This is a genomic window from Acidovorax cavernicola, assembly GCF_003581445.1.
In genome coordinates this window covers 19,729-35,751 of sequence record NZ_QXMN01000037.1, presented here as the reverse complement: position 1 = coordinate 35,751, position 16,023 = coordinate 19,729, and the positions used below count along the sequence as shown (strand labels likewise).

At 64.0% G+C, this 16,023-nt stretch carries 4 protein-coding genes and 1 pseudogene; all 5 read left to right on the top strand.

What is annotated here, in order from left to right; genetic code table 11:
* Nucleotides 1-258: 258 nt before the first annotated feature.
* A pseudogene (locus D3H34_RS35010) lies at nt 259-9,045 on the top strand (ESPR-type extended signal peptide-containing protein); the annotation flags it as partial.
* Nucleotides 9,046-11,655: 2,610 nt separating this feature from the next.
* Nucleotides 11,656-12,996 (top strand): YadA family autotransporter adhesin, encoded by a 1,341-nt coding sequence (locus D3H34_RS34730; RefSeq protein ID WP_286186159.1) that lies wholly within the window; start codon nt 11,656-11,658, stop codon nt 12,994-12,996.
* 107 nt (nt 12,997-13,103) lie between these two features.
* The gene (locus D3H34_RS23675; protein WP_119556691.1) at nt 13,104-14,255 is read left to right on the top strand and encodes a DUF2827 domain-containing protein; all 1,152 of its coding nucleotides are present in this window, start codon (nt 13,104-13,106) and stop codon (nt 14,253-14,255) included.
* Nucleotides 14,252-15,415 (top strand): DUF2827 domain-containing protein, encoded by a 1,164-nt coding sequence (locus D3H34_RS23670; RefSeq protein ID WP_119556690.1) that lies wholly within the window; start codon nt 14,252-14,254, stop codon nt 15,413-15,415. Before D3H34_RS23675 ends, D3H34_RS23670 begins: the two co-directional genes overlap by 4 nt.
* 11 nt (nt 15,416-15,426) lie before the next feature.
* Nucleotides 15,427-16,014: a hypothetical protein gene (locus D3H34_RS23665; RefSeq protein WP_119556689.1), complete on the top strand. Its 588-nt coding sequence runs from the start codon at nt 15,427-15,429 to the stop codon at nt 16,012-16,014.
* Nucleotides 16,015-16,023: the final 9 nt, after the last annotated feature.

Here is a 16,023-nt window from a genome sequence, read left to right as displayed (position 1 = left end):
GTGTTTGGATCGACGTTCCACGGAGACATTGGCGAACCTGAATTTGTCGCCAATCGTGAAAGTTTGTGAACTAAATCATCATTTCACGGTTTCCGGTGGGAGCTATTGATCCCAAATGTAAACGCCTGCGTACATTACCGCGTCCATTGTGAACGTCAGGGTAAGTACGCCCTGGCTGGGGCGACGAACCGCGGGCGGTCGTCTCTCTTCCCCGCCGCCGATCCCGCGCCCGCCCTCTGTGAACCGAGCTCAAAGCAAATGAACAAGTCTTACCGAAGTATCTGGAATGAAGCCCTGGGGGCTTGGGTTGCGGCGTCTGAAATTACTTCGGCGCGGGGGAAGAAAAGCGGCTCGAAGCTGGTGAGGACGGCGGTCGCTGCGGCGACGCTCTTGGCTGTGGTGACAGGTGGGCATGCCTCCTATCAGATCGGCGGTGGGTATGCGCCGAACTCGGTGACCAATGCCATTGCCATTGGCAACGGATCCGGAAGTGGCACCTCGGGAAACAACAGCGCGTATGCGATCGCTGACTACTCTCTCGCAATCGGGAACAATGCTCAGGCAAGTTCCCACAGCGCAACAGCAATCGGCTCTGGTGCCAAGGCCTCTGGCAAAGGCGCCTACGCTCTGGGCAATGACGCCAAGGCCAGCGGGACTTCTTCGGTTGCGGTGGGTGGCGGGGACGGATCGGGCAACGGCGGTTCTTCTGCCTCGGGCGAGCAGGCTGTGGCGATCGGTCGGGCGACAAACGCCAGCGGTACGAACAGCGTCGCCATCGGCGGCAACCTGACGGTAGATGGGGGTGCGAAGAGTTCCGGTGTCAACTCCGTTGCGATTGGCACCGGGGCCAATGCCGGCAACGACAACAGCGTTGCGCTTGGCAGCAATAGTGCGACAGCTGCAGCGGTCGCGACCTCCAGTGCCACGGTGAACGGGGTTGTGCTGAGTGGGTTTGCCGGCACTACGCCGAGTAGCGTCGTGAGCGTCGGTTCGGTGGGTAGCGAGCGCCAGATCACCAACGTTGCAGCTGGCCGCGTAACTGCCACTTCGACCGACGCTATCAACGGCAGCCAGTTGTTCTCCGTGGCCAGCGCGGTAGGGTCGCTGTCGACCTCGACTTCCACGGGATTGAGCACGGCCACCAGCGGCATCTCGAGCCTGTCGACTGGCCTGAGCACTGCGAATAGCAATGTGAGCAGTCTCTCGACGTCCACGTCCTCGGGCCTGAGCACCACGAACAGCAACGTCAGCAGCCTGTCGACCTCGACATCGTCCGGCCTGAGCACCGCGAGCAGCCGCATCGGTAGCCTCTCGACTTCGACGTCGTCTGGTTTGAGCACGGCCAACAGCCGTATCGACAGTCTCTCGACATCCACGTCGAGTGGCTTGAGCACCGCCACGAGCAGCATCTCGAGCCTGTCCACCGGCCTGAGCACCACGAACAGCAACGTCAGCAGCCTATCGACCTCGACGTCGTCCGGTCTGAGCACCAGCAGTAGCCGCATCGACAGTCTCTCGACGTCGACTTCGTCGGGCCTGAGCACTGCGACCAGCGGTATCTCCAGCCTGTCAACGGGCCTGAGCACGACAAACAGCAATGTCAGCAGCCTGTCGACTTCGACGTCGTCGGGTCTGAGCACGACCAACAGCCGCGTCGACAGCCTCTCGACGTCGACTTCGAGTGGTCTGAGCACGGCCACGAGTGGCATCTCCAGCCTGTCCACAGGCCTGAGCACGACGAACAGCAACGTCAGCAGCCTGTCGACCTCGACGTCGTCGGGCCTTAGCACCAGCAACAGCCGCATCGACAGCCTCTCGACATCGACTTCAAGCGGTCTGAGCACAGCCACGAGCGGTATCTCCAGCCTGTCCACGGGCCTGAGCACTACGAACAGCAACGTCGGCAGCCTGTCGACGTCCACATCGTCGGGTCTGAGCACGGCCAGCAGCCGCATCAACAGCCTGTCGACCTCGACGTCGTCTGGGCTGAGCACTGCCGCCAGCGGCATTTCGAGCCTGTCCACGGGCCTGAGCACCACGAACAGCAATGTGAGCAGCCTGTCGACCTCGACGTCGTCGGGTCTGAGCACGACCAACAGCCGCGTCGACAGCTTGTCGACGTCTACTTCGAGCGGTCTGAGCACTGCGACCAGCGGCATCTCCAGCCTGTCCACCGGCCTGAGCACGACGAACAGCAACGTGAGCAGCCTGTCGACTTCGACGTCGTCGGGGCTGAGCACCGCGACCAGCGGCATCTCCAGCCTGTCCACAGGGCTGAGCACGACGAACAGCAACGTGAGCAGCCTGTCGACCTCGACGTCGTCTGGCCTGAGCACGGCCACAAGCAGCATCGGCAGCTTGTCGACGTCTACGTCCACTGGTCTGAGCACCACCAACAGCAACGTCAGCAGCCTGTCGACTTCGACATCGTCTGGTCTGAGCACGAGCAACAGCCGTATCGATAGCCTGTCGACTTCCACGTCGTCTGGATTGAGCACGGCTACCAGCGGAATCTCTAGCCTGTCCACGGGCCTGAGCACGACGAACAGTAACGTCAGCAGCCTGTCGACTTCGACGTCGTCGGGTCTGAGCACGGCTACGAGCAGCATCAGCAGCCTGTCGACTTCCACGTCGAGTGGCCTGAGCACCGCGGCCAGCGGAATTTCCAGTCTGTCTTCAGGCCTGAGCACGACGAACAGCAACGTCAGCAGCTTGTCGACCTCCACGTCGTCTGGCTTGAGCACGGCCACGAGCAGCATCGGCAGCCTGTCGACTTCGACGTCGTCGGGTCTGAGCACGACCAATAGCCGCATCGATAGCCTGTCGACGTCCACGTCTTCTGGGCTGAGCACCGCGACCAGCGGCATCTCCAGCCTGTCCACGGGTCTGAGCACGACGAACAGTAACGTCAGCAGCCTGTCGACCTCGACGTCGTCGGGTCTGAGCACGGCTACGAGCAGCATCGGCAGCTTGTCGACATCTACTTCGAGTGGCCTGAGCACTGCCACGAGCAGCATCGGTAGCCTGTCGACTTCCACGTCTTCTGGGCTGAGCACGGCGACCAGCGGTATCTCGAGCCTGTCTACAGGTCTGAGCACGACCAACAGCAACGTCAGCAGCCTGTCGACCTCGACGTCGTCTGGCTTGAGCACGGCTACGAGCAGCATCGGCAGTCTGTCGACGTCTACTTCGAGTGGTCTGAGTACTGCCACCAGTGGCATCTCCAGTCTGTCCACTGGTCTGAGCACCACGAACAGCAATGTGAGCAGCCTGTCGACCTCGACGTCGTCCGGCTTGAGCACGGCCACCAGCAGCATCGGTAGCCTGTCGACTTCGACCTCGTCGGGCTTGAGCACCGCCACAAGCAGCATCGACAGCTTGTCGACGTCTACGTCGAGTGGTCTGAGCACCGCAACCAGCGGCATCTCCAGCTTGTCCACCGGCCTGAGCACGACGAACAGCAACGTCAGCAGTCTGTCGACCTCGACGTCGTCGGGCCTGAGCACGGCCACGAGCAGCATCGATAGCTTGTCGACGTCTACCTCGAGTGGTCTGAGCACTGCCACCAGCGGCATCTCGAGCCTGTCGACCTCGACGTCGTCCGGCCTGAGCACGACCAACAGCCGAATCGACAGCCTCTCGACGTCCACGTCCTCGGGCCTGAGCACGGCGACGAGTGGCATCTCCAGCCTGTCTACAGGCCTGAGCACAACCAATAGCAATGTGAGCAGCCTGTCGACTTCGACGTCGTCTGGCCTGAGCACGGCCACGAGCAGCATCGACAGCCTCTCGACGTCTACGTCCAGTGGTCTGAGTACTGCCACCAGCGGAATCTCGAGCCTGTCCACGGGTCTGAGCACCACGAACAGCAACGTCAGCAGCCTGTCGACCTCGACGTCGTCGGGCCTGAGCACGGCCACGAGCAGCATCGACAGCCTCTCCACGTCCACGTCGAGCGGTCTGAGCACCGCGACGAGCGGCATCTCCAGCCTGTCCACCGGTCTGAGCACGACGAACAGCAATGTGAGCAGCTTGTCGACTTCGACATCGTCGGGTCTGAGCACGGTCACGAGCAGCATCGACAGCCTCTCCACGTCCACTTCGAGCGGTCTGAGCACGGCGACCAGTGGTATCTCCAGCCTGTCGACCTCGACGTCGTCCGGCCTGAGCACGACCAACAGCCGCATCGACAGCCTCTCGACGTCCACGTCTTCAGGCTTGAGCACGACGAACAGCAATGTAAGCAGCCTGTCGGCTTCGACATCGTCTGGTCTGAGCACGGCTACGAGCAGCATCGACAGCCTGTCGACGTCTACCTCTAGTGGTCTGAGCACCGCGACGAGCGGCATCTCCAGCCTGTCCACAGGTCTGAGCACGACGAACAGCAACGTCAGCAGTCTGTCGTCCTCCACTTCGTCGGGCCTGAGCACTGCCACCAGTGGCATCTCTAGCTTGTCCACTGGACTCAGCTCCACGAACAGCAACCTGGACAGCCTCTCGACTTCGACGTCGTCTGGCCTGAGCACAGCGACCAGTGGTATTTCGAGCCTGTCGACCTCGACGTCGTCCGGCTTGAGCACGACCAACAGCCGAATCGACAGCCTCTCGACGTCCACGTCTTCGGGCCTGAGCACGGCGACGAGTGGCATCGACAGCCTGTCTACGTCTACGTCGAGCGGTCTGAGCACTGCGACCAGCGGTATCTCGAGCCTGTCCACAGGTCTGAGCACGACCAACAGCAATGTCAGCAGTCTGTCGACGTCCACGTCGTCGGGCTTGAGCACGGCGACGAGTGGCATCTCCAGCCTGTCTACCGGCTTGAGCACGACGAACAGCAACGTGAGCAGCCTGTCAACCTCGACATCGTCTGGTCTGAGCACCGCGACGAGCAGCATCGACAGCCTCTCCACGTCCACTTCGAGCGGTCTGAGCACAGCGACCAGTGGTATCTCGAGCCTGTCTACCTCCACGTCGTCCGGCCTGAGCACGACCAACAGCCGCATCGACAGCCTTTCGACGTCCACGTCTTCGGGCTTGAGCACGACGAACAGCAACCTGGACAGTCTCTCGACTTCGACGTCGTCTGGGTTGAGCACTGCAACCAGCGGAATCTCGAGCCTGTCCACGGGTCTGAGCACCACGAACAGCAACGTCAGCAGCCTGTCGACCTCGACGTCGTCGGGCCTGAGCACGGCCACGAGCAGCATCGACAGCCTGTCCACCTCCACGTCGTCGGGCCTGAGCACTGCAACCAGTGGCATCTCAAGCTTGTCCACGGGTCTGAGCACGACAAACAGCAACGTCAGCAGCCTGTCGACCTCGACGTCGTCCGGTCTGAGCACGGCCACGAGCAGCATCGACAGCCTGTCGACGTCTACCTCTAGTGGCCTGAGCACCGCGACGAGCGGCATCTCCAGCCTGTCCACCGGTCTGAGCACCACGAACAGCAATGTGAGCAGCCTGTCGACTTCGACATCGTCGGGTCTGAGCACGGCTACGAGCAGCATCGACAGCCTGTCGACTTCTACGTCGAGCGGTCTGAGCACCGCGACGAGCGGCATCTCCAGCCTGTCTACCGGATTGAGCACGACGAATAGCAATGTGAGCAGCCTGTCGACTTCGACGTCGTCGGGTCTGAGCACGGCCACGAGCAGTATCGACAGCTTGTCGACGTCTACGTCGAGTGGTCTGAGTACAGCGACCAGCGGCATCTCGAGCCTGTCGACCTCCACGTCGTCCGGCCTGAGCACGACCAACAGCCGAATCGACAGCCTCTCGACGTCCACGTCTTCGGGCCTGAGCACTGCCACCAGTGGCATCTCTAGCTTGTCCACTGGACTCAGCTCCACGAACAGCAACCTGGACAGCCTCTCGACTTCGACGTCGTCTGGCCTGAGCACAGCGACCAGTGGCATCTCCAGCCTGTCCACGGGCTTGAGTACGACGAACAGCAACGTCAGCAGCCTGTCGACCTCGACGTCGTCCGGTCTGAGCACCGCCACCAGCGGCATTTCGAGCCTGTCCACAGGTCTGAGCACGACCAACAGCAACGTCAACAGCCTGTCGACCGGCCTGAGCTCTGCAACCAGCGGTTTCTCCAGCCTGTCCACGGCCCTCAGCACGACGAACAGCAACCTGGACAGCCTGTCGACCTCCACGTCGAGTGGCCTGAGCACGGCGACCAGCGGTATTTCCAGCCTGTCCACGGGTCTGAGCACGACGAACAGCAACGTCGGCAGTCTGTCGACCTCGACGTCCTCGGGTCTGAGCACAGCCAATAGCCGCATCGATAGCCTCTCGACTTCCACGTCGTCTGGTCTGAGCACGGCTACGAGCGGCATCGACAGCCTCTCGACGGGTCTGAGCACGACCAATAGCAACGTGAGCAGCCTGTCGACGTCCACGTCGTCCGGTCTGAGCACCGCAACCAGCGGTATTTCCAGTCTGTCCACGAGCCTGAGCACCACGAACAGCAATGTGAGCAGCCTGTCGACTTCGACATCGTCGGGTCTGAGCACGGCTACGAGCGGCATCTCCAGCCTGTCTACCGGCTTGAGCACGACGAACAGCAACGTCAGCAGCCTTTCGACCTCGACGTCGTCCGGTCTGAGCACGGCGACCAGTGGCATTTCCAGCCTGTCCACGGGCCTGAGCACCACGAACAGCAACGTCAGTAGTCTGTCGACATCCACGTCGAGTGGCCTGAGCACTGCGACCAGCGGTATTTCGAGCCTGTCCACGGGCCTGAGCACCACGAACAGCAACGTGAGCAGCCTGTCGACCTCGACGTCGTCGGGTCTGAGCACCGCCACGAGTAGCATCGACAGCCTGTCGACATCTACCTCCAGTGGTCTGAGCACCGCGACGAGCGGCATCTCCAGCCTGTCTACCGGCTTGAGCACGACGAACAGCAACGTCAACAGCCTGTCGACCTCGACGTCGTCCGGTCTGAGCACGGCCACGAGCAGCATCGACAGCTTGTCGACGTCTACGTCGAGCGGTCTGAGCACTGCGACCAGTGGTATCTCCAGCCTGTCCACCGGCTTGAGCACCACGAACAGCAACGTGAGCAGCCTGTCGACCTCGACGTCGTCGGGTCTGAGCACTGCCACGAGCAGCATCGACAGCCTGTCGACGTCCACGTCGAGCGGTCTGAGCACGGCGACCAGCGGCATCTCCAGCCTGTCTACCGGCTTGAGCACGACGAACAGCAACGTGAGCAGCCTGTCGACCTCGACGTCGTCCGGTCTGAGCACGGCCACGAGCAGCATCGACAGCCTGTCGACGTCTACCTCCAGTGGTCTGAGCACCGCGACGAGCGGCATCTCCAGCCTGTCTACCGGCTTGAGCACGACGAACAGCAACGTCAACAGCCTGTCGACCTCGACGTCGAGTGGCCTTAGCACTGCTACCAGCAGCATCGACAGCCTGTCGACGTCCACGTCGAGTGGCCTGAGCACGGCGACCAGCGGCATCTCGAGCCTGTCCACGGGTCTGAGTACGACCAACAGCAACGTGAGCAGCTTGTCGACCTCGACGTCGTCGGGTCTGAGCACTGCCACGAGCAGCATCGACAGTCTGTCGACTTCTACGTCGAGCGGTCTGAGCACGGCAACCAGCGGCATCTCCAGCCTGTCCACGGGGTTGAGCACCACGAACAGCAACGTGAGCAGCCTGTCGACTTCGACGTCGAGCGGTCTGAGCACGGCCACGAGCAGCATCGACAGCTTGTCGACGTCTACGTCGAGTGGCCTGAGCACTGCGACCAGCGGTATTTCGAGCCTGTCCACGGGCCTGAGCACCACCAACAGCAATGTGAACAGCCTGTCGACCTCGACGTCGTCTGGTCTGAGCACGGCCACGAGCAGCATCGACAGCCTGTCGACTTCTACGTCGTCCGGTCTGAGCACGGCGACCAGCGGCATCTCGAGCTTGTCCACGGGCCTAAGCACCACGAACAGCAACGTGAGCAGCCTGTCGACCTCGACGTCGTCGGGTCTGAGCACTGCCACGAGCAGCATCGACAGCCTGTCGACGTCCACGTCGAGTGGCCTGAGCACGGCGACCAGCGGCATCTCGAGCCTGTCCACGGGTCTGAGTACGACCAACAGCAACGTGAGCAGCTTGTCGACCTCGACGTCGTCGGGTCTGAGCACTGCCACGAGCAGCATCGACAGTCTGTCGACTTCTACGTCGAGCGGTCTGAGCACGGCAACCAGCGGCATCTCCAGCCTGTCCACGGGGTTGAGCACCACGAACAGCAACGTGAGCAGCCTGTCGACTTCGACGTCGAGCGGTCTGAGCACGGCCACGAGCAGCATCGACAGCTTGTCGACGTCTACGTCGAGTGGCCTGAGCACTGCGACCAGCGGTATTTCGAGCCTGTCCACGGGCCTGAGCACCACCAACAGCAATGTGAACAGCCTGTCGACCTCGACGTCGTCTGGTCTGAGCACGGCCACGAGCAGCATCGACAGCCTGTCGACTTCTACGTCGTCCGGTCTGAGCACGGCGACCAGCGGCATCTCGAGCTTGTCCACGGGCCTAAGCACCACGAACAGCAACGTGAGCAGCCTGTCGACCTCGACGTCGTCGGGTCTGAGCACTGCCACGAGCAGCATCGACAGCCTGTCGACGTCCACGTCGAGTGGCCTGAGCACGGCGACCAGCGGCATCTCGAGCCTGTCCACGGGCTTGAGCACCACGAACAGCAACGTCAGCAGCTTGTCGACGTCCACGTCGAGTGGCCTGAGCACCGCAACCAGCGGCATCTCCAGCTTGTCCACTGGATTGAGCACGACCAACAGCAACGTCAGTAGCCTGTCGACCTCGACGTCGTCCGGTCTGAGCACCGCCACGAGCAGCATCGACAGCTTGTCGACGTCTACGTCGTCAGGTCTGAGCACCGCGACGAGCGGCATCTCGAGCCTGTCGACGGGCCTGAGCACGACGAACAGCAACGTGAGCAGCCTGTCGACCTCGACGTCGTCGGGCCTGAGCACCGCGACCAGCGGTATCTCGAGCCTGTCTACCGGTCTGAGCACGACGAACAGCAATGTGAGCAGCCTGTCGACGTCCACGTCGTCGGGTCTGAGCACGGCTACGAGCGGTATCGACAGCTTGTCGACGGGTCTGAGCACTGCAACCAGTGGCATTTCCAGCTTGTCCACCGGCCTGAGCACGACGAATAGCAATGTGAGCAGTCTGTCGACGTCCACGTCGTCCGGCCTGAGCACTGCCACCAGTGGCATCTCCAGTCTCTCCACGGGCTTGAGCACGACCAACAGCAATGTGAGCAGCCTGTCGACGTCCACGTCGTCGGGTTTGAGCACTGCTACTAGCGGCATCGACAGCTTGTCGACGGGTCTGAGCACCGCAACCAGTGGTATCTCGAGCCTGTCCACCGGCCTGAGCACGACCAACAGCAACGTCAGTAGCCTGTCGACCTCGACGTCGAGTGGCTTGAGCACGGCGACGAGCAGCATCGACAGCCTGTCTACGGGTCTGAGCACGGCGACCAGCGGCATCTCGAGCCTGTCCACTGGCTTGAGCACGACGAACAGCAACCTGGACAGCCTCTCGACGTCTACGTCGTCGGGTCTGAGTACCGCGACGAGCGGCATCTCGAGCCTTTCGACGGGTCTGAGCACGGCGACCAGCGGTATCTCCAGCCTTTCCACGGGCCTGAGCACCACGAACAGCAACGTGAACAGCCTGTCGACTTCGACGTCGTCCGGTCTGAGCACTGCGACCAGTGGCATCTCGAGTCTGTCTACCGGCCTGAGCACGACGAACAGCAACGTCAGCAGCTTGTCGACCTCGACGTCGTCCGGCCTGAGCACCGCGACCAGCGGTATCTCGAGCCTGTCTACGGGTCTGAGCACGACGAACAGCAACGTGAGCAGCCTGTCGACGTCCACGTCGAGCGGCCTGAGCACGGCCACAAGCAGCATCGACAGCTTGTCGACGGGTCTGAGCACTGCCACCAGCGGTATCTCTAGCCTGTCCACTGGCCTGAGCACGACGAACAGCAACGTCAGCAGCCTGTCGACTTCGACGTCGTCTGGCCTGAGCACGGCCACGAGCAGCATCGATAGCCTGTCGACGGGTCTGAGCACGGCGACCAGTGGCATTTCCAGCCTGTCTACCGGTCTGAGCACCACAAACAGCAACGTGAGCAGCCTGTCGACGTCCACGTCGAGTGGCCTGAGCACGACCAACAGCAACGTCAGTAGCCTGTCGACCTCGACGTCGTCAGGCCTGAGCACTGCGACCAGCGGCATCTCCAGCCTGTCCACCGGCCTGAGCACCACGAATAGCAACGTGAACAGCCTGTCGACTTCGACGTCGTCCGGTCTGAGCACTGCGACCAGTGGCATCTCGAGTCTGTCTACCGGCCTGAGCACGACGAACAGCAACGTGAACAGCCTGTCGACTTCGACGTCGTCTGGCCTGAGCACCGCGACCAGCGGTATCTCGAGCCTGTCTACCGGTCTGAGCACCACGAACAGCAACGTGAGCAGTCTGTCGACGTCCACGTCGAGCGGCCTGAGCACAGCGACGAGCAGCATCGACAGCTTGTCGACGGGTCTGAGCACAGCGACCAGTGGCATCTCCAGTCTGTCCACGGGCTTGAGCACGACGAACAGCAATGTGAGCAGCCTGTCGACCTCGACGTCGTCCGGCCTGAGCACTGCAACCAGCGGCATCTCGAGCCTTTCCACTGGTCTGAGTACGACGAACAGCAATGTGAGCAGCCTATCGACTTCGACGTCGAGTGGCCTGAGCACTGCTACCAGTGGCATCTCCAGTCTGTCCACCGGTCTGAGCACGACGAACAGCAACGTCAGCAGCTTGTCGACGTCGACGTCGTCCGGCCTGAGCACTGCAACCAGCGGTATCTCCAGCCTGTCCACGGGCCTGAGCACGACGAACAGCAATGTGAGCAGCCTGTCGACGTCCACGTCGAGCGGCCTCAGCACGGCTACGAGCAGCATCGATAGCCTGTCGACGGGTCTGAGCACCGCCACCAGCGGCATCTCCAGCCTGTCCACCGGCCTGAGCACCACGAACAGCAACGTGAGCAGCCTGTCGACTTCGACGTCGTCCGGTCTGAGCACGGCGACCAGTGGCATCTCGAGCCTGTCCACCGGCCTGAGCACGACCAACAGCAACGTGGACAGTCTCTCGACCTCGACCTCGACGGGCCTGAGCACCACCACCAGCAGCATCGACAGCCTCTCGACCGGCCTGAGCACGACCAACAGCAATGTCGGTAGCCTGTCCACCTCGTTCTCGTCGGGCCTGAGCACCGCGTTCAGCGGCATCTTCAGCCTGTCGACGGGCCTGAGCACGACGAACAGCAACGTGAGCAGCCTGTCGACCTCGACGTCGAGCGGCCTGAGCACCGCGAACAGCGGCATCGGCAGCCTGTCGTCGGGTCTGAGCACGACGAACAGCAGCGTGAGCAGCCTCTCGACCGGCCTGAGCACGACCAACAGCAGTGTCGGCAGCCTGTCGTCGGGTCTGAGCACGACGAACAGCAACGTGAACAGCCTGTCGACCTCCACGTCGTCCGGCCTGAGCACGGTCACGAGCAGTGTCAACAGCCTGTCGACGTCGGTGTCCAGCGGTCTGAGCACGGTCACCAGCAGCGTGGACAGCCTGTCCACCGGCCTGAGCACGACGAACAGCAATGTGAGCAGCCTGTCGACCGGCCTGAGCACGACGAACAGCAACGTGAGCAGCCTGTCCACAGGCCTGAGCACGACCAACAGCAACGTCAGCAGCCTGTCGACCGGCCTGAGCACGACCAACAGCAACCTGGACAGTCTGTCCACCAGCGTGGGCTCGGCCAGCAGCGGCATCGCCAGCTTGTCGACCTCGACGTCGACCGGCCTGAGCACGGCGATGAGCGGCATCGGCAGCCTGAGCACCTCGGTCAGCTCGATCTACAACAACGGCACGAAGTACTTCCACGCCAAGTCGACGGGCGCCGACTCCATCGCCAGCGGGCAGGAGGCAGTGGCGATCGGACCGCGTTCCGAGGCCAGCGGCGACAACTCCTTCGCCGCCGGCAACGGCGCGAAGGCCACGGCCGACGGCGCGGTGGCGGTGGGCTTCGGGGCGCAGGCCACGGGCAAGAATGCCATCGCCATCGGTACCGGGGCGCTGGCCACGGGCTCGCAGGCCTTCGGCGCGAACTCCCGTGCCGGTGGCGGCGGTGCGGCCTTCGGCGACAGTGCCGACGCAGGCGGTACACCGCTGAGCAAGGCGCAGAACATCTCGCAAGGCACGGCCATCGGCTTCGGCGCGGTGGTGCAGCAGACCGGCGGCGTGGCGCTGGGTGCGAACTCGGTGGCTTCGACGGCGGCGGGCGTGGCCGGCTATGTGCCAGGCAGCGCGAACGCGGAGCAGGCCGCTGCCATCAGGGCCACGACCAGCACGCAGGGCGCGGTGTCGGTGGGCGATGCAGCCAACAACCAGTTCCGCCAGATCACGGGTGTGGCAGCCGGTACGGCCGACAGCGACGCGACCAACGTGGCGCAGCTGAAGGCGGCTTCAGCGGCTTCGAAGGCCAGCAGCGTGCAGTACGCCACCAACCCCGATGGGTCGGTGAACTACAACCAGATCACGCTGGGCGCCGGCGAGGCGGCAGGCGGCACGCGCATCAGCAACGTGGCGCCAGGTGTGCTGCCGACCGACGCGGTCAACCTGGGCCAGCTGCAGCAGGTGCAAAAGCAGGTGGGCGACGTGGCGCGCATTGCCTACTCGGGCACGGCGATGGCCTTCGCGATGTCGGGCACCTACCTGCCCACGCTGTATCCGGGCGAGAAGACGATCGGCGTCGGCCTGGGTTCGTACAAGGGCTACAGCGCCGTGGCGCTGACCTTCAAGGCCCTGTCGGACGACGGCAAGATGTCCTGGGGCGCGGGCCTGACCTCCACCGGCAAGGAGTGGGGCGTGAACGCCGGCATCGGCTGGAAGTGGAAGTAAGCGCTCGAGCCCGCACCTGAGCGAGCAACCGCCGGGCTGACGTCCGGCCCCGGTGGCTCCTGCGCCCTCAGCGCGGGAGCCATTGTTTTTTGGTACACACTCCGGCCATGCGCATCGGTATTTCAGTCCTCTCCCACGCGGGGCAGAACATCTGGGAAAACGGAATGGGACAGAACGTCCTGTTCCTGGCCCGGCTGTTGCAACGCATCGAATTCGTCGAGTCCGTCACCCTCATCGACGCGGGCGACCAGCACGCCATGCCGCCGCAGGTCGACCTGTCGGGCATGGGGCTCACGCTGGGCCATGCCCGCGAGCTGACCGACGCGCTCGACGTGGTCATCGAAATGGCGGGCGCGCTCGACGTGCAGTGGCTGGCGTACTTCCGCGCCTGCGGCGGGCGCGTGGCCTTTCACGGCGTGGGGCAGCCCTTCGTGGCGCTGGCCGAGCCGATCATCTTCAGCGACAAGGGCCACTTCGGCGCGGTCGACCGCAGCGACGAGATCTGGCTGCTGCCCAAGGACGCCGCCTTCGAGCCGATGATGCGCACGCTGCACCGCTGCCCGGTGCACGAGGTGCCGTACCTCTGGTCGCCGCAGTTCCTGGCGCAGCGCGTCGACGAGGTGCAGGCGCAGGGCTTTCGCTTCGGCTACCAGCCGCGCACGGCGCAGCAGCCGGGCTTTCGGGTGGCGATCTTCGAGCCCAACATCTCGGTGGTGAAGTCGTGCAGCATCCCGATGCTGATCTGCGACGAGGCCTACCGCGCCAACCCCGACACCGTCACGTCGATGCAGGTGCTCAACACGCTGCATTTGAAGGACCATCCGACGATGCTCTACCTTGCCAATTCGCTGGACATCGTGCGCCAGCACAAGGCGGTCTTCCACGGGCGCCACGACTTCGCCGGCTTCATGGTGCAGCACGCCGACGCGGTGGTGTCGCACCAGTGGCAGAACGACCAGAACTACAGCTACCTCGACGCGCTGTACGGCAACTACCCGCTGGTGCACAACTCGCCCTGGCTGCGCGATGCCGGCTACTACTACCCCGACTTCGACATTGCGGTCGGTGGCGAGCAACTCGCCGCGGCCGTGCGCGGGCACGACGCGCAGCTCGACGACTACCGCGCGCGCAGCCAGCGCGTGTTCGACGCGCTCGACCCGATGAACCCCGCCAACATCGACGGCTATGCGCAACGGCTGCTGCACCTGGTCGGTGGCGATCCGGCGTTCCGTGCCGATGGCGCAAAGGTGGCCGCATGAGCGAGGCGCCACACACCGCAATCCCGCGCGCGGCAGCCACTCCCACCAAGCTGAAAGTCGGCGTCTCCATCTTCATCCGCAAGGGTGAGCAGAGCTTGTGGGAAAACGGCGTCTATCAGAACTGCCTGTTCCTCGTGATGCTGCTGCTGCGCTCGCCCTGCGTCGAGCGCACCGTGCTGGTGGCCGGCGGCGGCGACGGCGGCCCGGCCGACGCGACCAACTTCCTGGCCGATTCGCCGGTACCGATCATCGACATGGCCACCGCCGCGCAGGAGCTCGACCTCATGATCGAGATGAGCGCGCAGCTCGGGCGCGACTGGTCGGTGGCGTTCCGCGAGCGCGGCGGCAAGATCGTCTCGATGCGCGTGGGCAACGACTACGTGATCGACATCGAGCGCATGATCTTCAACAAGCCGCACGGCATGCTGGTCAGCGGGGCGCCGTACGACGAGGTGTGGACGCTGCCGGAGTACGAAATCTCCTGCAAGCCGTACTTCGCGAGCACCTTCCGCGCACCCACCAAGCTGATGCCGCACCTGTGGAGCTCGATGGTGGTCGAGAAGGCCATGGCGCGCAGCCCCGAGGGCAAGCGCTTCGCCTACGAGCCGGGCCGCAAGCAGTGGCGCGTGGCGATCTTCGAGCCCAACATCTGCATGGTGAAGACCAGCTTCATCCCGATGCTGGGCTGCGAGTCGGCCCATCGCGCGCAGCCGCGCCTGATCGAGAAGATGTGGGTCTACAACAGCTTCCACCTGAAGGAGAAGCCGAACTTCGTGGCCTTCGCGCAGAGCCTGGACCTCGTGCGGCACGGGCTGGCAACCTTCGAAGGGCGCTTTCCGCTGTACCAGGTGCTGCCGGGCGCGATCGACGCGGTGTTCGCGCACCACTGGGAGAACGCGCAGAATTACCTCTATTACGAGGCGCTGTACGGCGGCTGGCCGCTCATCCACAACTCGCACCTGATCGGCGACTGCGGCTACCGCTACCACGACTTCGACTGCGAGGAGGGCGGGCAGGCGCTGCGGCGCGCGTTCGCCGAGCACGACGCCAACCTGCCGGCCTACCGCGAGCGCGCACGCGCACTGATCGCGCGGCTCGACCCGGAAGGCGAGGAAAACGTGCGCCTCTACACTGCGGCGATCGAGAGCCTCTACGCGTGAAGACGACACCGATGACCGTGCTTGCCCGACTCACTGCCGCTGCCCTGGCGTTCGCCGTCGGCAGCGCGCTCGCGCAAGGCGTGCTGGCCCCGCCTGCGGCGCCGCAGGACACGCTCACGCGCGCCGCCGCCAGCGTCGGCATCCAGCGCTGCCTGCCCGCCATCACGCGACTGGCGACGCTCACCGTGCAGGGCAGCCGGGCGCACGACGTGCTGCTCGACTGGGACCGCAAGCGCCCCGATGCCGGACCGGTGTTCTCGCTGGTCGGCATCCAGTATCCGAATGCGGGCGTGGCCGCGTCGATCACGGCCATTCCCGACGACAGCGGCGCCTGCACCGTGGCGGCCGAACGCATCTCGGTGGCGCCCTTCACCTGCGAGAGCGTGGCCGCGCAGGAACTGAAGAACTACAAGCGCACGGCGCTGCTGCCGATCTACACGGTCTACACCGACGACAAGGAGCCGACCTCGTCGGTCTCGCTGATCGATTCGCCGCCGGGCTGCCTCGTGATCCGCCGCTATGTCGAGTACGGCTGGCGCGATCCCAGTGCGCCCATGCCGGCCGCCGCGCCGGCGGGGCAGGCGCCCAAGCGCCGCTGATCCAGCGCT